Source organism: Streptomyces sp. NPDC056948 (assembly GCF_042674225.1).
GTDB lineage: Bacteria > Actinomycetota > Actinomycetes > Streptomycetales > Streptomycetaceae > Streptomyces > Streptomyces purpurascens.
In genome coordinates this window covers 1-19,226 of the sequence record NZ_JBHUQX010000075.1, presented here as the reverse complement: position 1 = coordinate 19,226, position 19,226 = coordinate 1, and the positions used below count along the sequence as shown (strand labels likewise).

Genomic DNA, 19,226 nt, shown 5'->3' with positions numbered 1-19,226 from the left:
CCTCCTCGCGCGCGGGCCGTCTTAGGCCGTCTCAGTACGACTTGGGCAGGCCCAGGGTCTGGTGGGAGACGTAGTTGAGAATCATCTCCCGGCTCACCGGTGCGATACGAGCCACGCGCGCGGCCGTTATCAGCTGCGCCAGGCCGTACTCGCGGGTGAGGCCGTTGCCGCCGAGGGTGTGCACGGCCTGGTCCACGGCCTTCACACAGGCCTCCCCGGCCGCGTACTTCGCCATGTTGGCGGCCTCTCCGGCGCCCGTGTCGTCGCCCGCGTCGTACAGCTCGGCGGCCTTCTGCATCATCAGGCGGGCGAGTTCGAGCTCGATGTGCGCCTGGGCCAGGGGGTGGGCGATGGCCTGGTGGGCGCCGATGGGGGTCTTCCAGACCTGTCGGTCGCGGGCGTACTCGACGGCTCGCGCGAGCGCGTAGCGGCCCATGCCGATCGCGAAGGCGGCCGTCATGACGCGCTCGGGGTTGAGGCCGGCGAAGAGTTGCAGCAGGCCCGCGTCCTCGTCGCCGACGAGGGCGTCGGCGGGCAGCCGTACGTCGTCGAGGGTCAGCTCGAACTGCTTCTCGGCGGCGTTGAGTTCCATGTCGATGGGGCGGCGGCCGAACCCGGGGGTGTCGCGCGGGACGATGAACAGGCAGGGCTTGAGACTGCCGGTGCGGGCGTCTTCGGTGCGGCCGACGATGAGGGTCGCGTCCGCGATGTCGACGCCGGAGATGAAGACCTTGCGGCCGGTGAGGATCCAGTCTCCGGTGTCCTGGTCGCGGCGGGCGGTGGTGGTGATGCGGTGGCTGTTGGAGCCGGCGTCGGGTTCGGTGATGCCGAAGGCCATGAGGCGGGAGCCGTCCGCGAGGGCGGGGAGCCACGTTTGTTTCTGGGCGTCTGTGCCGAAGCGGGCGATCACTGTGCCGCAGATGGCCGGGGAGACGACCATCATGAGGAGGGGGCAGCCTGCGGCGCCGAGCTCTTCGAGGACGAGGGAGAGTTCGGTGATGCCGCCGCCTCCGCCTCCGTATGCCTCGGGGAGGTTGACGCCTATGTAGCCGAGTTTGGCGGCTTCGGACCAGAGTTGTGTGGGGTCGGATCCGCGGCCGTGGCGTTTGCCCAGGGCGGAGACGGCTTCTCGTAGGGACTTGTGGTCTTCGGTGTCCATGAGGAGTCCTTTCGGGTGCGGGAGCGTCGTGGCTTGTCGCGCAGTTCCCCGCGCCCCTAGAAGGCTTCTTTCACCACTGCCAGGAGTGCGCCCGGCTCCACCTGTTGTCCGGGCACGGCGTGCAGCTCGCTCAGCGTTCCTGTGACCGGGGCCGTGATCTTGTGCTGCATCTTCATCGCCTCCAGCCAGAGGAGGGGGTCGCCTGCCTTGACGGGCGTTCCTGCGGTGAGGCCGTCGGCCACTCGGACGACCGTGCCGGGCATGGGGGCCAGGAGGGAGCCCGGGGCGTGCTGGGCCGTCGGGTCGGGGAAGCGGGGCAGGGCCGTCAGGGCGGTGGTGTTGACGTAGAGCTGGTCGCCGTAGCGGGACACCTCGAACCTTCGCCGTACGCCGTCCACTTCGAGGATGACCAGACCGGCGTCGGCGTGCACGACGCTCACCCCGTCCGTCTCCAGGCCCGTGCGGGTGTGCCGGTAGTGGACCTCGTGTTCCCCGCCCGCCATCCCGTAGCGCTTGACCTGCGGCTGTGAAGGGACGTTGCGCCAGCCGCCGAAGCGGGAGCCGGAGCCGGAGCCGGTGTGGGCGTCGGCGAGGGCCGCGGCGAGCGGGGCGTGCGGGTCGGTGGCGGGGGCGGTCAGTTCCGGCACGTGGCGGTCGTAGAAGCCGGTGTCCATGCGGGCCGCGGTGAACTCGGGGTGGCGCAGGGAGCGGACCAGGAGGGCGCGGTTGGTGACGGGGCCGTGGATCACGGCCCGTTCCAGGGCGGAGGCGAGCTTGCGGACGGCCTCCGCGCGCGTGGGGGCGTGTGCCACGACCTTGGCGAGCATGGGGTCGTAGTGGACGCCGATGTCGTCGCCGTCGGTGTAGCCGGTGTCCAGGCGGACGCCTTCCGGTACGGACAGGCGGTGCAGGCGGCCGGTCTGCGGGGCCCAGTCGCGGGAGGGGTCCTCGGCGTACAGGCGGGCCTCGACGGCGTGGCCACGCGCGCGTGGCGGGTCGCTGTCGAGGGGGTGGCCTTCGGCGATCCGGAGCTGTTGGGCGACCAGGTCGAGGCCGAACACGGCTTCCGTCACGGGGTGTTCGACCTGGAGGCGGGTGTTCATCTCCAGGAAGTGCGCCCTGCCGTCGGCCACGAGGAACTCGACCGTGCCGGCGCCCACGTAGTCGACGGCTCGGGCGGCCCGTACGGCGAGGGTGCTCAGTTCCTGCCGGAGTTCCTCGGGGAGTCCGGGTGCCGGGGCCTCTTCTACGACCTTCTGGTGGCGGCGCTGGAGGGAGCAGTCGCGGGTGCCGAGCGGCAGGACCGTGCCGTGGGTGTCGGCGAGGATCTGGACCTCGACGTGGCGGCCGTTCTCCACGTACGGCTCGACGAAGACCTCGCCGTCGCCGAAGGCGCTCGCGGCTTCGGCGCGTGCGGAGGCCAGTTCGGCGTCCAGGTCCGCCAGGTGCCGTACGACGCGCATGCCGCGTCCGCCGCCGCCCGCCGCCGCCTTCACCAGCACGGGCAGGTCGGCTTCGGTGACGTGGGTGAGGGGCTGGATGCCCATGAGCTGCTTGGCGCGGGTCTTGGACGCCATCGCCTCGATGGCCCCGGGCGGCGGGCCGATCCAGATCAGGCCCGCGTCCTGGACGGCCCGGGCGAAGTCGGCGTTCTCGGAGAGGAAGCCGTATCCGGGGTGCACGGCGTCCGCTCCGGCCGCGACGGCGGCCTTCACGATGAGGTCGCCGCGCAGATAGGTGTCGGCGGGTGCCTCCCCCGGAAGTCGTACGCTCGCGTCGGCCACGCGCGCGTGGAGGGCGCCCTCGTCCGCGTCCGAGTGGACGGCGATGGTGCGGATGCCCAGCTCGCGGCAGGTGCGGAAGACACGGCAGGCGATCTCGCCGCGGTTCGCCACCAGTACAGAAGTGATCATCATCAGCCTCACATCCGGAAGACGCCGAAGCCGCCGCGCGCGCCCTCGTAGGGGGCGGTGTGCAAGGCGGACAGGCACAGGCCGAGGACGGTGCGGGTGTCGCGCGGGTCGATGACGCCGTCGTCGTACAGCCGCCCGGACAGGAACATCGGCAGCGACTCGGACTCGATCTGCTGCTCCACCATGGCGCGCAGCGCCGCGTCCGCCTCCTCGTCGTAGGGCTGTCCCTTCGCCGCGGCCGACTGCCGGGCGACGATGGAGAGCACGCCCGCGAGCTGCTGGGGGCCCATGACGGCCGACTTGGCGCTGGGCCAGGCGAAGAGGAAGCGGGGGTCGTAGGCCCGTCCGCACATCCCGTAGTGGCCGGCGCCGTAGGAGGCGCCCAGCAGCACCGACAGATGCGGGACCTTCGAGTTGCTGACGGCGTTGATCATCATCGCGCCGTGTTTGATGATGCCGCCCTGCTCGTACTCCTTGCCGACCATGTAGCCGGTGGTGTTGTGCAGGAAGAGCAGCGGGATGTCGCGCTGGTTGGCGAGCTGGATGAACTGGGCGGCCTTCTGGGACTCCTCGCTGAACAGCACGCCCTGGGCGTTCGCCAGGACGCCGACCGGATAGCCGTGCAGGGCGGCCCAGCCGGTGGTCAGGCTCGTGCCGTAGAGCGGCTTGAACTCGTCGAAGTCGGAGGCGTCGACGATGCGGGCGATGACCTCGCGCGGGTCGAAGGGGCTCTTCAGGTCGCCGGGGACGATGCCCAGGAGTTCGTCGGCGGCGTACTTGGGAGGCTCGGCCGGGCCCGGATCGTCGTACGCCTTGCGGTGGTTGAGGCGGGCGACCACGCGCCGGGCCTGGCGGAGCGCGTCGGGCTCGTCGACGGCGAAGTAGTCGGCGAGGCCGGACATGCGCGCGTGCATCTCGGCGCCGCCCAGGGACTCGTCGTCGCTCTCCTCGCCCGTGGCCATCTTCACCAGCGGCGGGCCGCCGAGGAACACCTTCGCCCGCTCCTTGACCATGATCACGTGGTCGGACATGCCAGGGATGTAGGCGCCGCCGGCGGTGGAGTTGCCGAAGACGACCGCGAGGGTCGGGATCCCGGCGGCGGACAGCCGTGTCAGGTCCCGGAAGATGGCGCCCCCGGGGATGAAGATCTCCTTCTGGGACGGCAGATCGGCTCCCCCGGACTCCACCAGGCTGATGCAGGGCAGCCGGTTGGCGAGGGCGATGTCGTTCGCGCGCAGGGCCTTCTTCAGCGACCAGGGGTTGCTCGCTCCCCCGCGCACGGTCGGGTCGTTGGCGGTGATCAGGCACTCCACTCCCTCGACGACACCGATGCCGGTGACGAGGGAGGCGCCGACGGTGTAGTCGCTGCCCCAGGCGGCCAGCGGGGACAGCTCCAGGAACGGGGTGTCCGGGTCGAGGAGCAGCTCGATGCGCTCGCGGGCGAGGAGTTTGCCGCGTTTGCGATGCCGCGCCAGGTACTTCTCGCCGCCGCCCGCGAGGGCCTTGGCGTGCTCGGCGGTCAGCTCGTCCAGCTTGGCGAGCATCGCCTCGCGGTTGTCCCGGTGGTCGGGGCTCGTGGGGTCGAGCGCGGAGGTCAGGACGGTCACAGCAGGGCCTCCGGTATGTCCAGGTGGCGGGAGCGCAGCCATTCGCCGAGGGCCTTGGCCTGCGGGTCGAAGCGGTGCTGGGCTGCGACGCCCGCGCCGAGGATGCCCTCGACGACGAAGTTGAGGGCGCGGAGCCGGGGCAGCAGGTGCCGGGTGACGTTCAGCCCGCGGCTCTCGGGGATCAACTGCTGGAATCTGTCGGTCGTCAGCTCGTGTGCGAGCCACCGCCAGGCGTCGTCCGTGCGGGCCCACACACCGACGTTGGCGTTGCCGCCCTTGTCACCGCTGCGGGCGCCCGCGACGAGGCCGAGGGGGGCGTGCCGGGTGGGCCCGGATTCCGGCGGCTCCGGCAGGGGCGGCTCCGGTACATCGTCGAGTACGGCGGTGTCGTGGGCCGGTGGCACGGGGACTCGGCGCCCGTCATGGAGGACCGCCACATGGTCGACTCCACCATGGGGGACGTACACATCCTCGAAGACCCCATACGGCGAGCCCTTCCCCGGTGGTGCCAGCACATGGAAGCCGGGGTAACTGGCGAGGGCCAGCTCCACGGCCGCCCCGCTCAGGGCCCGCCCGACGGTCTCCTGGTCCGGGTCCCGTACGACGAGCCGGAGCAACGCGCTCGCCATCTCTTCGCTCGGAGCGTCGGGCCGGTCGGTGCGGGCCAGCTCCCAGCGCACGTCGGCGGCCTTGCCCAGGGCGGGCTCCAACTGCTCCCGCACGAGGGCGGCCTTGGCCTCGATGTCGAGGCCGGTGAGCACGAAGACGACCTCGTTGCGGAAGCCGCCGAGCTTGTTGAGCCCGACCTTGAGGGTGGGCGGGGGCGCCTCTCCGCGCACGCCGTCGATCCGCACCCGGTCGGGCCCGTCCTGGCGGAGCCGTACGGTGTCCAGCCGGGTGGTGACGTCGGGCCCCGCATACCGGGCGCCGGCCGTCTCGTACAGCAACTGGGCGGTGACCGTGCCGACGTCGACGAAGCCGCCGGTGCCGGGGTGCTTGGTGATGACGCAGCCGCCGTCCTCATGGAGCTCGGCGAGCGGGAAGCCGGGGCGGCGGACGTCGCCGTCCCGGAAGAAGGCGTAGTTGCCGCCGGTGGCCTGCGCCCCGCACTCCAGGACGTGCCCGGCGACGACGGCCCCCGCGAGCCGGTCGTAGTCCGTTTCCCTCCACCCGAAGTGGGCGGCGGCGGGCCCGGTGACGAGGGCCGCGTCCGTCACCCGCCCCGTGACGACGATGTCCGCGCCCTCCCGCAGACACGCCGCGATGCCGAACCCGCCGAGGTAGGCGTGGGCGGCGAGGCTGCCGGGGTGGGCGGCGGTGAGGTCGTCGCCCTCGACATGGGCGACGCGTACGGGGATGCCGAGCCGGTCGGCCAAGTGCCGTACGGCGTCCGCGAGTCCGGCCGGGTTGAGCCCGCCGGCGTTGGTGACGATCCTGACGCCCCGCTCGTGGGCGATCCCCAGGCAGTCCTCCAACTGCCGCAGGAATGTGCGGGCGTACCCGGCGGCCGGGTCCTTCAGCCGGTCCCGGCCGAGGATCAGCATCGTCAGTTCGGCGAGGTAGTCACCGGTGAGGACGTCCAGTTCACCGCCGGTGAGCATCTCGCGCAGGGCGTCGAAGCGGTCGCCGTAGAAGCCGGAGGCGTTGCCGATGCGCAGGGTCACCCGGCTTCCCCCTTCGGCTTCGGCGGGCGTCCGCTGCCCGGCGGTCCCGCGAAGGCCTGCGCGAGGTCCAGCCAGCGGTCGGCGTCGGGGCCTTCGGCGCGCAGGGCGAGGTCGGTGCGGTGGGCGCGCTGGGTGACCAGGAGGCAGAAGTCGAGGGCGGGGCCGGTGACGCGTTGCGGGGCGTCCTCGGGGCCGTACGCCCACAAGTCGCCGGACGGTGCGTGGAGTTCGACGCGGAAGGGGTCGGCCGGCGGAGTCAGCCCGTGCGCGCCGTAGGCGAAGTCCCGGGTCCGTACCCCGAGCCAGGCCACATGCCGCAGCCTGTCGGTGGGTGGGCTCACCACACCCAGGGCGTCGGCCACGTCCAGTCCATGGGCCCAGGTCTCCATAAGACGGGCCGTCGCCATGGAGGCGGCCGACATGGGTGGGCCGTACCAGGGGAAGCGCGCCTTGGGCGGGGCGGCCCGCAGCGCCTGCTCCAGTGCCGTACGGCCCTCGCGCCAGCGCGCGAGCAGTTCGGCGGGCGGGAGTACGGCGCCCTCCTCGGCGCCCTCGTCGACGAAGGAACCCGGTGCCGCGAGGGCCTTCTCGACCAGGGCGCGGAAGCCGTCGGCGTCCGTGACGGCGAGCAGGGCCGAGCGGTCGGTCCAGGCGAGGTGGGCGATCTGGTGGGCGACGGTCCAGCCGGGGGCGGGGGTCGCGAGCGCCCAGGGCGGCGAGCTCGACCCGGCCACGAGGCGGTCGAGTTCCTCGCTCTCCTCGCGCAGGTCGTCGATCACGGACGTCGGATCGGACACGGGCGCTCCCTGGGGCACGGCGGTGTGCGGGGTGGTTCGGCGTGCTGAGGAGCATGGCAGTGGGGTCAGAAACAATCAAGCATGCTTGCATTCAAATGTGCGATGGCTGAAAGCGTGCTCTTTGGCGGCGCGATCAATACACTCCCAGTCGCGCTCGTTCCATTGGTCGGACTTCGGGGGAGAAACCAGAATGAGCACCTGGAATCCGGGCGGGCAGCCGCCGTACGACCCGCACGGCCGGCCTCCGCAGCCACCGGGCGGCTACCCACCACCGGGCGCCGGGTATCCGCCCCAAGGTGGCTATCCGCCTCAGGGCGGCTATCCGCCCCACATCCCCCACCCCTACACACCCCACCCGATGCCACCGCAGGCACCACCTCCCGGCCCCTTCACCCGGCTGCGGCGGCGGATCGGCCCCATCAACACCGCACGCCGGGTCTTCAAGCCGTCCCGGCCGGACCTCGTCGAGGACCCGTTCATCGCACGGATGCAGAAGATCCGTACGCTCGTGGGGCTCGGCGCGGTGGTGTGGGTGTCGGTGACCTACAAGATCACCAAGTCCGCAGAGGACGTCGCGAGCGACCGTTTCAACCAGTCGTGGATCAGCATCCTGGTGCTGTCGGTGACGCTCCCGGTCGCCGTCGGCATCCTGCTGGCCCTGACCGCCCCGTCGGCCCGCCGGGATGTGCTGCGCCGGGCGGCGCGGTCGTTCGGCGCGATCGTGGCCCTCGTGGCGGCGGTCTTCGTCTTCCCGGCGACCGTGCTCACCGGCTTCATCGAGGGGAAGTTCGCCACCAACCCGGTGATGACCGTGATCACTTGGTCGACCACGGTGTTCATCATGGTGTGGGTGCTGCCGTTCATCGTCTGGGGCATCGGCCTCGCACTGATCCACGTGTTCCGCACCGCCGACATCCACCAGACCATGCCGCCGCTGCTGGCGATGACGCTGGTGTGGGAGATGACCCTGATCGACGTGTTCACGGGGGCGTACGCGGGCGTGCCGGGGCCGGTGCGGGTGGTGTTCCTGCTCGGGGCCCCGGTCTCCGTGACGGCGGTCGGGTTGTGGGAGCTGCGTCGGCTGCGGGTGCAGTACGGGATCACCGTGGGCGGGATCCTGACGCGCTGAGGGGTCTCGCGGACCGGGTGGTCTAGCCGTTGATGTCGAGCGCCGTCCCGTACAGCCGGTCCACCTTGAGCCGGACGACCACCCGGCGCTCGGCGACCAACTCCTCCAGGAACGCGTCTTCGTCCTCCGGCTTCGCGGCCTGCGGGATCATCCCGAGCAGTTCCCGCCCGACCGCGTCACCTGGAACCGTCGTGACCTCGGAGACCTCGGCCTCGCCCTCCGCGACGGCGAACGACCACACGTCACCGCCCTGCACATGCAGTGCCGCCCGCGGGTCGCGTCTCAGATGCTTGACCTTGATGCGCTCGGCCGTCGTCGAGAACCGCACGATCCGAGCCTCGGGGTCCCAGTGGTAGACCATGGTGGTCAGATGGGGACGGCCATCCCGCTTGACACTGGCGAGCGTGCCGAACTGCTGCTTGCCGAGGAGGTCGGAGAGGGCTTCGTCGGACAGGGGGCGGGGGCCGGGTCGTTGAGTCATGGACGGGTCAACTTCGGTGTCGGCTCGGATATTTCACGGCAGGCGCCAATAGGCTTGCCTCACATGGGAGTTGGCGTAGGCGTGGGCGTGGAGAACGAGATGGTCGCCGTTCCGGACGGGGTGGTGACGCTGTCCGATCGGCGGACGCAGCGGAGTTGGACGGCCGAGGTCGCGGCCTTTCGGATGTCGGCGTTCCCCGTTACTCAGGAGTGGTACGCCCAGGTCACCGGTGAGCGGCCGAGTGCCGCTCGGGGGGAGCGGCTGCCTGTCGAGGGGGTGTCGTGGTGGGACGCGGTCGCCTTCTGCAACGCCCTCTCGGTGGCGGAGGGGCTGACACCCGCGTATCGGACGGGCGTCGAGGCCGAGAACGTCGAGTGGGACGCCTCCGCCGACGGGTACCGGCTGCCGACCGAGGCCGAGTGGGAGTACGCCTGCCGTGCCGGCAGTGCCGGGCCGCGTTACGGCCTGCTCGACGAGGTCGCCTGGTACCGGGGGAACTCGGACGAGCGGGTCCATGCCGTGGGCGGCAAGCAGGCCAACGCGTGGGGTCTGTACGACATGCTGGGCAACGTCTGGGACTGGTGCTGGGACCTCTACGACGCCGAGGTCTACGGCACGTACCGGGTGTTGCGGGGCGGCGGCTGGTCCGACGAGCACTGGAGCTGCCGGGCCTCGGTGCGGCGCCGTAGCCATCCGACGTTCCGGATCGACGACGTGGGGTTCCGGGTCGCGCGCTCAGCGGTGCCGGTGAGCCGCGGGCGATAGGTTGCCGCCATGAGTGAGTTAGGACCTGGCGCCTGGCCGCCTGCGCCGATGAAGACCGAACGGCTCGTGCTTCGTGGGTCCGAGGGCCGAGACCGTGCGGCGTTCGTCGAGCTGTTCTCGTCGCCGGAGGTGGGCACCTACATCGGTGGGCCTCGACCGCGTGCGGAGCTCGAACGCGCGGTGCCCGAGGTGCCCGGGCGGCGGCCTGGTCTTTTCGTGGTCGAGCTCGACGGAGTGATGGTCGGCATGATCACGCTCGATCGGCGCGACGCGGAGCGTCCGGGGCACGTGCGTCCGGAGGGCGGGGAGGCCGAGCTCGGTTATCTGTTCCTGCCGCAGGCGTGGGGACGCGGGTACGCCGCCGAGGCGTGCGCGGCCGCACTCGACTGGTTCGCCGACACGCTTCCCGGCGAGCCGGTGGTGCTCTGCACCCGGACCGCCAACGACCGTGCGATGCGCCTCGCGGCGAAGCTGGGGTTCACCGAGGTGGAGCGGTTCGAGGAGTACGGCGCCGAGCAGTGGTTCGGCGTGTGGTCCTCGGCCGCGCCGTCCGACTGAAGGAGAGAGGGTCCGGACGACGATGCAGGCATCAGAGGTCCAGCGTGCGGTGGCCGCGGCCATGTCGACCGCCTCGGCACTTGGCCTGGCAGCCGACGACGTGGTCGTTCTTCATGACTCGAACAAGCTCACTCTGCGTCTGCTGCCCTGTGACGTCCTGGCCCGGGTGGCGCCGGTGGCGGATCAGGTCGCCGAGTTCGAGGTCGAGCTGGCTCAGCGGCTCGCCGAAGCCGGGTGCCCGGTGGCCGCTCTCGAGCCTCGAGTGGAGCCACGCGCGTATGAGCGTGACGGCTTCGTCATCACGCTGTGGACCTACTACGAGCCCGTGTCCCTCCGCGAGGTCTCGTCGGCCGACTACGCCCACGCGCTCGAGCGGCTGCACACCGGCATGCGCGAGCTCGACGTCCCGGCGCCGCACTTCACGGATCGGGTCGCGCAGGCTCAACGACTCGTGGCGGACCGCGACCGTACCCCGGCGCTCGCCGACGCGGACCGGGAGCTGCTCGGCGACACGTTGCGCAACCTGAGGCGAGTGATCGGGGAGCGCGGCGGCGCCGAGCAGTTGCTGCACGGCGAGCCGCACCCGGGCAACCTGCTCACCACGGAGAACGGGTTGCTGTTCATCGACCTCGAGACCTGCTGCCGTGGGCCCGTCGAATTCGACCTCGCCCATGCGCCCGAGGAAGTCGGCGAGCACTATCCGGGTGTCGATCAGGACCTGCTGCGCCAGTGCCGGATCCTCGTGCTGGCGGTGATCACGACATGGCGCTGGGATCGAGGCGACCAGCTCCCGGACGGGCGCCGGCTGGCTACGGAGTGGCTCGGCCAGATCCGAGCGGCACTCGATCACCAGCCCTGGCCCAGGGCCTAGCCCTAGCCCTCCAGCCCCGTGCTCTCCAGCGCCGCCGTCTTCTTGCGACCGCGGCCCACCTGTGTGCGTACCGCCCCCATGCTCGCCGCGACGACGAGGGCGATCGCGGCGGCCTCCATGGCGGAGAGGGCCTGGTCGAGGATGAGGAAACCGGCCGTCGCGGCGATGGCCGGCTCCAGGCTCATCAGGATCGCGAAGGTGGAGGCGGGCAGGCGGCGCAGGGCGAGGAGTTCGAGCGTGTAGGGCAGGACCGAGGAGAGCAGGGCCACGGCCGCGCCCAGCCCCAGCGTCACCGGGTCGATCAGCTTCGCCCCCGACTCGGCGATGCCCAGGGGCAGGAACAGCACCGCACCGACCGCCATCGCCAGGGCCAGCCCGTCCGCCTGCGGGAAGCGGCGGCCCGTACGGGCGCTGAAGACGATGTATGCCGCCCACATGGCGCCGGCGCCCAGGGCGAAGGCCGCTCCTGTGGGGTCGAGGCCGCTGAAGCCTCCGCCGCCGAGGAGGAAGACACCGGCGAGGGCGAGTGCCGCCCACACCAGGTTGATCGCGCGGCGGGAGGCGAGGACCGAGAGGGCGAGCGGGCCGAGGACCTCCAGCGTGACGGCGGGGCCCAGCGGGATGCGGGCGACGGCCTGGTAGAAGAGGCCGTTCATCGCGGCCATGGTGATGCCGAAGACGACTACCGTGCTCCAGTCGGTGCGCGAGTGGCCGCGCAGTCGCGGACGGCAGACCAGCAGCAGGACGACCGCCGCCACGAACAGGCGCAGCGACACCACCCCGAGGGCACCCGCCCTCGGCATCAGGGTCACCGCCAGCGCGCCGCCGAACTGCACGGAGATGCCGCCCGCGAGCACCAGGCCCACGGGCCCGAGGGATCCGAGGCGGCCGGGGCCGCCGGGGCCGCCGGGGCCGCCGGCCGGGGAGGGCGTGGCGGCCGTCGCGGACTGGGGCGTGGTGGCGCTGGCGGGGGTGGTCACGGGCGGTCCTGTGCTCGTCGGCTCCGGGTGCGGGCTGTACACCGGCCTGCACTCCGCGTACATCCCGATGCACTTCCCAGTCCAGAGTAATGGACTCGGTCAGGTGCGTGAAGCCATTTTGCCGCTGTCTTGGTCAGTGAGACGCGTTCCTCAGCGCCGGGAGAGGTAGAGACCGAACGCCTTGTACAGCAGCCGGTTGAGGGGGTACTCCCATTCGCCGAGATACTCGACGGCCTCGCCGCCGGTGCCCACCTTGAAGCGGAGCAGGCCCAGCAGGTGGCTGGACTCCTCCAGGGTGTCGGTGATGCCGCGCAGGTCGTAGACGGCGGCGCCGAGTGCGTGGGCGTCGGTCATCATGCGCCACTGCACGGCGCTGCTCGGCTGGACCTCACGCCGGCGGCCGGTGGAGGCGCCGTAGGAGTACCAGACGTGGTCGCCGACGGTCAGCATGGTGGCCGCGGCGAGCACCTCGCCGTCGTGGTACGCGAGGTAGAGCCGCATACGGTCCGGGTGTTCGGCGGTGAGCGCGCTCCACATGCGCTGGAAGTAGGCGAGCGGGCGCGGGACGAACTGGTCCCGCTCGGCGGTCTCGCTGTACAGCTCGTGGAAGGCCGGCAGATCCTCGAGGTCGCCGCGTACGACCTTCACGCCGGCCTTCTCCGCCTTCTTGATGTTGCGCCGCCACTGCTGGTTCAGGCCGTCCTGGATGTCGTCGAGCGACCGGCCCGCGAACGGCACCTGGAAGACGTACCGGGGCTGCCCCGCGGCGAAGCCGCCCTCGCCGCCGGCCTCGGTCTGCCGCCAGCCCATGCGGCGCAGATCGCCGGCGATCCGGCCGGCGCGCGGGTCGTACGACGTCGCCCGCACGTTCCGCAGCCGCCCGGCGGCCGGGTCCGCGATCCCCGCCTTGACCGCCTCGGCGCTCCAGCGGCGCACCGCGACCGGCGGGCCCATCCGCACGGCGAAGGCGCCCCGCCGTCTCAGGTGCGCGAGCATCGGCTCGAGCAGCCGCTCCAGGCCGGGCTCGTGCCAGTCGACGAGCGGGCCCTCGGGCAGATACGCGAGGTATCTCCGCAGCCCGGGGAACCGCGGTCCGGGCAGCGGGCGCAGCAGGACGAGCCCCGCGCCGACGAGCCGCCCGACCGCGTCGAACCAACCCAGGCTCTCCGCCCGCCAGTCGGGCTTCACCTCGCCCCAGGACGGTACCTGTGTGTGGCTGGCGGAGGGGCGGGCCGCGACGAACGCGAGGTGCTCGTCACGGGTGATCGGTCTGACGCGGACGCTCATACGCGGGCTCCTTCGAGTGGCTGGTCCCGCGAGCGTAGGAGCGGCCCGGCCCTCCTCCGGCTCAGACACTCGGGTCCGCCCGTCACGTGGTCCGAACGCCTCAAGCGCGTCCGCGTTCGTCCGTGCGGGCGGCTCCCCCGAGGGGCGGCGAGGTCATCGGGGCCGGCCGCACCCCCGCTTCACCGCTCGTCCTCCGGCTCGATCCGTCCCCCTCCGGCCTCATCCCCCGCCCCCTCCAGCGCCGCCGCCAGCACCTCCGCCAAATGGCTCCCCCGCACCCCCGCGAGCTGTTCGAGCTGCGTGCGGCAGGAGAAGCCGTCCGCCAGGACCACCGTGCCGTCCGGGGCGTCCCGTACCGACGGCAGGAGCTGTTCCTCCGCGCAGGACGTGGACACCTCGTAGTGGCCCTTCTCGAAGCCGAAGTTCCCCGCGAGACCGCAGCAGCCGCCGCTCAGTTCGCCGGAGAGCAGAGCGGCTCGACGCAGCCGGCGGTCGGCGGCGTCGCCCAGTACCGCGTGCTGATGGCAGTGGGTCTGCCCGGCCACCGGGCGGTCGACGCGCGGCGGCGTCCAGTCGGGGGCGTGGCGTTCCAGCGTCTCGGCGAAGGTGAGGACCTTCGCGGCGAGGCGGGCCGCGCGCGGGTCGTCGTGCAGCAGCTCGGGGACGTCGGTGCGCAGGGCGGCGGCGCAGCTCGGCTCCAGGACCACGACCGGGGCGTCCGTCTCCAGCGCCGGTTCCATCAGGTCGAGCGTGCGGCGCATGACCGCCCGGGCGCGGTCCAACTGGCCCGTCGAGACATACGTCAGCCCGCAGCAGACGCGCCCCCGGCCGCGCAGCACCGACAGCGGATCCATCGCGACCGTCCGCCCGTCGCCCACCGGCGGTTTCACCAGCCGCAGCGTCGGCGGCAGCCCCACCCGCAGCCCGGCCGCCTCCAGCACTCGCACGGCGGCCTGCCCGACGGAGGGCGAGAGGTGCTCGGTGAAGGTGTCGGGCCACAGGATGACCAGGGCGCCCGAACCGGGGGTCGCCTCACCCCGCCGCCGCTCCCACCACCGGCTGAACGTCCGCCTCGCCACCCGCGGGATGTCCCGCTCGGGTGCGATCCCGCCCAGCCGTTTCGCCGCCCACGCGAAGGGCCGTACCCCCGCGAGCGCGTTGACCAGCCATGCCGTGCGGGTGCGGGACACCGCCCGGAGCCACACGGGAAGCCGTCCCATCGAGTAGTGCGCGGCCGGCCGGCGGCGCCCCGCGTAGTGGTGGTGGAGGAACTCCGCCTTGTACGTGGCCATGTCGACCTCGACCGGGCAGTCCGAGCGGCAGCCCTTGCAGGACAGGCACAGGTCCAGCGCGTCCCGCACCTCGGTCGAGCGCCAGCCGTCGGTCACGACCTCACCCGCGAGCATCTCGTGCAGCAGCCGGGCACGCCCGCGCGTGGAGTGCTCCTCCTCGCCGGTCGCCCTGAAGGACGGGCACATCACGGAGGAGCCGGACACCGACGTCGTACGGCACTTGGCGACGCCCACGCAGCGCCGTACCGCCGCCGAGAAGTCACCGCCGTCGGAGGGGTAGCCGAAGGCGACGTCGACCGGTTCGCGGGGCAGGACGGAGAAGCGCAGGTCGGCGTCGAGGGGCGCGGGGCGTACGAGCATGCCGGGGTTGAGCAGGTCGTCGGGGTCCCATACGCCCTTCGCCCGTTCGAAGAGGCCCACCATCTCCTCGCCGTACATCCGGGGCAGCAGCTCCGCCCGTGCCTGCCCGTCCCCGTGCTCACCGGAGAGCGACCCGCCGTGCGCCACCACCAGTTCCGCGAGCTCCTCCGAGAAGCGGCGGAAACGGGCGACTCCGGGCTCCGTCAGCAGGTCGAAGTCGATACGGACGTGGATGCAGCCGTCCCCGAAGTGCCCGTACGGCGTGCCGCGCAGCCCGTGCGCGGTGAGCAGCCCCCGGAAGTCCCGCAGATACGCCCCGAGCCGGGCGGGCGGCACCGCACAGTCCTCCCACCCCGGCCAGGCCTCGCTGCCGTCCGGCATGCGCGTCGCCGTACCGCTCGCGTCCTCCCGGATCCGCCACAGCGCCCGCTGCCCCGCCGGGTCGGTGACCACCAGGGCGTCCACGACATCGGCCGCCCGCACGATCGCCTCCGCACGCGCACGCGCCTCCGCCGCCGACTCCCCGCCGGTCTCCACGAAGAGCCAGGCCGCGCCCTTGGGCAGGGCCGCCGCGGACGGCACCAGGTCCGCCGACATCCCCTCCACCGTCAGCGGCCCGAGCGGCAGCAGCCCGGCCGCCGCCTCGGCCGCCGCGCTCTCGTCGGCGTAGCCCAGCACGGCCAGCGCACGCGCGCGGGGCGCCTCGACCAGTCGTACGACCGCCTCCGTCAGCACCCCCAGCGTGCCCTCGGAACCGCAGAAGGAGCGGGCCACGTCGGCGCCCCGCTCGGGCAGCAGGGCGTCCAGCGCGTACCCGGAGATGCGGCGGGGCAGCTCCGGGAAGCCCGTACGCAGGCGGGACAGTTCGCCGTCCACCAGCTCCCGCAGCCCGTCCGGCGCCCCGGCCCAGTCCTGCCCGAGCCGCAGCCGCCGCCCCCGCGCGGTCACCACGTCCAGCTCGCGCACGCTGTCCGCGGTGGTCCCCCACGCCACCGAGTGCGAGCCGCACGAGTTGTTGCCGATCATGCCGCCGAGCGTGCACCGGCTGTGCGTGGACGGATCCGGCCCGAACCGCAGGCCGTGCGGTGCGGCGGCCTCCTGGAGCCGGTCGAGCACCAGCCCCGGCTGCACGACGGCCGTACGCGCCTCGGGGTCAAGCGACACCAGCCCGTTCATGTACCGGGTGAAGTCCAGCACCACACCCGTCCCCGTCGCCTGCCCGGCGATGGACGTCCCGCCGCCCCGCGCCACCACCGGCACACCGCGCCCCCGGCACACCTCCAGCACGGCCGCCACATCGTCGGTGTCGCGTGGGGTGACGACGCCCAGCGGGACGCGGCGGTAGTTGGAGGCGTCCATGGTGACCAGCGCCCTGGAGGTGACGTCGAAACGGACGTCTCCCCGTACGGCCCCGCGCAGCTCGACCTCAAGATCCGTCATACGTCCAGCAAAGCAGTCTCACGCCGACACGAAACCCGTCTCACCGGACGGACGACGTTTCGCCCAGGTTTCTGGAAAGGGCTACGCTCCCCTCCGTGGCTGAGATCCAGATTCCCGCTGACATCAAGCCCGCCGACGGACGTTTCGGCGCGGGCCCCTCCAAGGTGCGGACGGAAGCGCTGGACGCGCTGGCCGCGACCGGCACCTCCCTCATGGGCACCTCCCACCGCCAGGCCCCGGTCAAGAACCTGGTCGGCCGGGTGCGCGAGGGCATCCGCGAGCTGTTCCAGCTCCCCGACGGCTACGAGGTGATCCTCGGCAACGGCGGATCCACCGCGTTCTGGGACGTCGCGACCCACGGCCTGATCGAGAACAAGTCGCAGCACCTCAGCTTCGGCGAGTTCTCCTCCAAGTTCGCGAAGGCGTCCAAGCTCGCGCCGTGGCTGGCCGAGCCGGACGTCATCTCCTCGGACCCGGGCACGCACCCCGAGCCGGTCGCCGAGGCGGGCGTGGACGTCTACGCGTTCACCCACAACGAGACCTCGACCGGTGTCGCCATGCCGATCAAGCGCGTGGCGGGCGCCGACGAGGGCTCGCTGGTCCTGGTCGACGCCACGTCCGGCGCCGGCGGCCTGCCCGTCGACATCGCCGAGACGGACGTCTACTACTTCGCCCCGCAGAAGTCCTTCGCCTCCGACGGCGGCCTGTGGATCGGCGTCTTCTCCCCGGCGGCGATCGAGCGCGCGGAGCGCATCCACGCGTCCGGCCGCCACGTCCCGGAGTTCTTCTCGCTGCCCACGGCGATCGACAACTCCCGCAAGAACCAGACGTACAACACCCCGGGCCTCGCCACGCTGTTCCTCCTCAACGACCAGCTCGAGTGGATCAACGGCCAGGGCGGCCTGGACTGGTCGGTCCGCCGCACGGCCACGTCCGCGCGGACGCTGTACGGCTGGGCCGAGGACGTCAAGTTCGCGAACCCGTTCGTCACCGACCCGGCCAAGCGCTCGCAGGTCATCGGCACGATCGACTTCACCGACGAGGTCGACGCCGCCGCCGTCGCCAAGGTCCTGCGCGCCAACGGCATCGTCGACACCGAGCCGTACCGCAAGCTCGGCCGCAACCAGCTCCGTGTCGCGATGTTCCCGGCGATCGACCCGGCGGACGTCGAGGCGCTCACGAAGTGCGTCGACTACGTGATCGAGAAGCTCTGACCTTCTCCCGTACGTGATTCTCGTACGTGATTCGCGTACGTGACGGAGGGGCGCCCGGCGGATCACCGCGGGGCGCCCTCTCTCGTGCTCAGGCGGCCGCGCCCCGCCCGAACACCTCGAAGAGCCGGGTCAGGCTGTCCTCTTCGTAGCCTTCCGCCGCCCCGCGCCGGAACGTCTCCAGCACCGCGGCGGGCAGCGCCGTGTCCACGCCCGAGTCGCGCGTCGTGTGCACGACGTGGTCCAGGCTCGCCACGGCCATCGAGATCCGCTCGACGTCACCGGAGTGCCGCCCCGCCTCGATCCGCGGCGTGTAGAAGTCGAGGAACTGGCTCATCCCGCCCAGCGTTCCGGCCGCGTACGGCGTGATCTCGGAGGCGCCGATGCCGTTCGCGTCCGCCAGCGCCAGCATGTGCAGCCAGGCGGTCAGGGTCGTCCAGAACAGGTCCATCTGGAGTTGGTAGTAGAGCGCGGCCAGGCCCGGGTCGGCCCCGCGGTAGTCGGTGCCCGTGATGACCTTCAGGACGTCCTCGTACCGCTCGAAGAGGTCCCGGGGGCCGCTGTAGAAGGTGTCGAACTCCGGCGACCCGATGCCGGACGGCGGTGTCTGAACGCCGCCGGTGAGATGGCGCGCCCCGTGCTTCGCCGCCCAGGCGGCCCCCTCGCGGGCCCTGCCCGGGGTGTCCGAGCTGAGGTTGACCAGGACGCGGCCCTCCAGTGCCGCGGTGGCGGGCTCCAGGACGGCGTACATCGCGGCGTAGTCGGTGAGGCTCAGCACGACGACCTCGTTGGCCGCCAGTGCCTCCTCGGCGGTGGCGGCACGCACCGCGCCGTCGGCCACCAGTTCGTCGGCGCGGCTCGCGGTGCGGTTCCAGACGGTGACCCGGTAGCCGGCGTCCAGGTAGGCACCGGCCATCGCGCGGCCCATGGGCCCGAGACCGATGACAGTGACGGAAGTGCTCACAGATGTCTCCCCGAAGATCACTGAAGCGAGGACTAGAACGAACGCTCTATCCAACGAGGAACCTAGCACAGTGACTAGAGCGATCGCTCTAGCTCGGTACAGTGGCGGCGTGAAGACCAAGGCCCCGCACGACCTCGAGACCGCCGGCACCCGTGAGCGGATCGTCCGTACCGCCTCACGCCTGATGCAGCGCCAGGGCTACGAGGGCACGGGCATCAAGCAGATCTCCCGCGAGGCCGGGGCGACGCTCGGCTCCGTCTATCACTTCTTCCCGGGCGGCAAGCAGGAGCTCGGCACGGCCGCCGTACGGCTCGGCGACGAGGAGTTCACCGAGCTGCTGCGGGAGTCGCTCGGCGGGGCGCAGGAGCCGGAGAAGGCCCTTCTCGCCCTCACCGCCTCTCTCGCCCAGGGTCTGCGCGACTCCGACTGGCTCGACGGCTGCCCGGTCACCTCCACCGTCGTGGGCACGGCGACCAGCGCCCCCGGCATCCAGCAGGCCGCCGCCGAGGCGTTCGCACGCTGGCGGACGGTGGTCGCCGGGAGCCTGGTCGCGGCGGGCTTCGCCGAGACGGACGCCGAGGACCTGGCCCACACGGTGATCGCCACCCTGGAGGGCGCGGAACTGGCGTCCCAGGTCGCCCGCAGCGAGGCGCCCCTGGAGGTGGCGGGGCGTCATCTGGCACGTCTGATCGCGTCGTACAGATGACCTTCGGCGGCCGGCGGGACGCACACACGCCAAGGGGCGCCC

The 19,226-nt window shown here is 72.0% G+C and carries 16 protein-coding genes; 6 read left to right on the top strand and 10 right to left on the bottom strand.

What is annotated here, in order from left to right:
- Window positions 1–31: 31 nt before the first annotated feature.
- From ACFTZL_RS12625 to ACFTZL_RS12605, 5 genes are read right to left on the bottom strand one after another with little or no spacing between them, the layout of a single operon-like run.
- Window positions 32–1,159, bottom strand: a complete 1,128-nt coding sequence (locus ACFTZL_RS12625; protein WP_382580883.1) for an acyl-CoA dehydrogenase family protein — start codon at window positions 1,157–1,159, stop codon at window positions 32–34.
- Between the two features lie 56 nt (window positions 1,160–1,215).
- Complete coding sequence (locus ACFTZL_RS12620) at window positions 1,216–3,072, bottom strand: biotin carboxylase N-terminal domain-containing protein (RefSeq protein WP_382580900.1); 1,857 nt, start codon at window positions 3,070–3,072, stop codon at window positions 1,216–1,218.
- A gap of 8 nt (window positions 3,073–3,080) precedes the next feature.
- Window positions 3,081–4,679: an acyl-CoA carboxylase subunit beta gene (locus ACFTZL_RS12615; protein ID WP_382580881.1), complete on the bottom strand. Its 1,599-nt coding sequence runs from the start codon at window positions 4,677–4,679 to the stop codon at window positions 3,081–3,083.
- The gene (locus ACFTZL_RS12610; RefSeq protein ID WP_382580879.1) at window positions 4,676–6,343 is read right to left on the bottom strand and encodes an acyclic terpene utilization AtuA family protein; all 1,668 of its coding nucleotides are present in this window, start codon (window positions 6,341–6,343) and stop codon (window positions 4,676–4,678) included. The genes ACFTZL_RS12615 and ACFTZL_RS12610 overlap by 4 nt, the downstream gene beginning before the upstream one ends.
- Window positions 6,340–7,140, bottom strand: coding sequence for a TIGR03084 family metal-binding protein (locus ACFTZL_RS12605; RefSeq protein ID WP_382580877.1), 801 nt, complete (start codon window positions 7,138–7,140; stop codon window positions 6,340–6,342). Before ACFTZL_RS12605 ends, ACFTZL_RS12610 begins: the two co-directional genes overlap by 4 nt.
- Window positions 7,141–7,330: 190 nt before the next feature.
- On the opposite strand from ACFTZL_RS12605, the gene ACFTZL_RS12600 reads away from it, so the two are divergent.
- Window positions 7,331–8,269 (top strand): hypothetical protein, encoded by a 939-nt coding sequence (locus tag ACFTZL_RS12600; protein WP_382580875.1) that lies wholly within the window; start codon window positions 7,331–7,333, stop codon window positions 8,267–8,269.
- A gap of 22 nt (window positions 8,270–8,291) precedes the next feature.
- Here the strand turns inward: ACFTZL_RS12600 and ACFTZL_RS12595 are convergent, their stop codons facing one another.
- Window positions 8,292–8,750 carry a PPOX class F420-dependent oxidoreductase gene (locus ACFTZL_RS12595; protein WP_382580873.1) on the bottom strand — a complete coding sequence of 153 codons (459 nt, stop codon included), beginning with the start codon at window positions 8,748–8,750 and terminating at the stop codon, window positions 8,292–8,294.
- Between the two features lie 63 nt (window positions 8,751–8,813).
- On the opposite strand from ACFTZL_RS12595, the gene ACFTZL_RS12590 reads away from it, so the two are divergent.
- From ACFTZL_RS12590 to ACFTZL_RS12580, 3 genes are read left to right on the top strand one after another with little or no spacing between them, the layout of a single operon-like run.
- A complete protein-coding gene (locus ACFTZL_RS12590) occupies window positions 8,814–9,515 on the top strand; it encodes a formylglycine-generating enzyme family protein (protein WP_382580872.1) in 702 nt (233 codons plus the stop codon).
- Window positions 9,516–9,524: 9 nt separating this feature from the next.
- Window positions 9,525–10,073 (top strand): GNAT family N-acetyltransferase, encoded by a 549-nt coding sequence (locus ACFTZL_RS12585; RefSeq protein WP_382580870.1) that lies wholly within the window; start codon window positions 9,525–9,527, stop codon window positions 10,071–10,073.
- 22 nt (window positions 10,074–10,095) lie between these two features.
- Complete coding sequence (locus ACFTZL_RS12580; protein WP_382580868.1) at window positions 10,096–10,944, top strand: phosphotransferase enzyme family protein; 849 nt, start codon at window positions 10,096–10,098, stop codon at window positions 10,942–10,944.
- A 2-nt stretch (window positions 10,945–10,946) separates the two neighbouring features.
- Here ACFTZL_RS12580 and ACFTZL_RS12575 read toward each other — a convergent pair whose 3' ends face one another.
- The 3 genes from ACFTZL_RS12575 to ACFTZL_RS12565 form a co-directional block, all read right to left on the bottom strand.
- A complete protein-coding gene (locus ACFTZL_RS12575; RefSeq protein WP_382580866.1) occupies window positions 10,947–11,924 on the bottom strand; it encodes a DMT family transporter in 978 nt (325 codons plus the stop codon).
- Between the two features lie 150 nt (window positions 11,925–12,074).
- Window positions 12,075–13,211 (bottom strand): lipid II:glycine glycyltransferase FemX, encoded by a 1,137-nt coding sequence (locus tag ACFTZL_RS12570; RefSeq protein WP_382580864.1) that lies wholly within the window; start codon window positions 13,209–13,211, stop codon window positions 12,075–12,077.
- Between the two features lie 179 nt (window positions 13,212–13,390).
- Window positions 13,391–16,303: an FAD-binding and (Fe-S)-binding domain-containing protein gene (locus ACFTZL_RS12565; protein WP_382580862.1), complete on the bottom strand. Its 2,913-nt coding sequence runs from the start codon at window positions 16,301–16,303 to the stop codon at window positions 13,391–13,393.
- A 95-nt stretch (window positions 16,304–16,398) separates the two neighbouring features.
- Here ACFTZL_RS12565 and serC point away from each other — a divergent pair, with 95 nt between their 5' ends.
- On the top strand, window positions 16,399–17,517 hold the full coding sequence (gene serC / locus ACFTZL_RS12560) for a phosphoserine transaminase (RefSeq protein ID WP_382580860.1): 1,119 nt from the start codon (window positions 16,399–16,401) through the stop codon (window positions 17,515–17,517).
- 88 nt (window positions 17,518–17,605) lie between these two features.
- Here serC and ACFTZL_RS12555 read toward each other — a convergent pair whose 3' ends face one another.
- On the bottom strand, window positions 17,606–18,496 hold the full coding sequence (locus tag ACFTZL_RS12555) for an NAD(P)-dependent oxidoreductase (RefSeq protein ID WP_382580898.1): 891 nt from the start codon (window positions 18,494–18,496) through the stop codon (window positions 17,606–17,608).
- Window positions 18,497–18,587: 91 nt separating this feature from the next.
- Here ACFTZL_RS12555 and ACFTZL_RS12550 point away from each other — a divergent pair, with 91 nt between their 5' ends.
- Window positions 18,588–19,184 (top strand): TetR/AcrR family transcriptional regulator, encoded by a 597-nt coding sequence (locus ACFTZL_RS12550; RefSeq protein ID WP_382580858.1) that lies wholly within the window; start codon window positions 18,588–18,590, stop codon window positions 19,182–19,184.
- The last annotated feature ends 42 nt before the right edge of the window (window positions 19,185–19,226 follow it).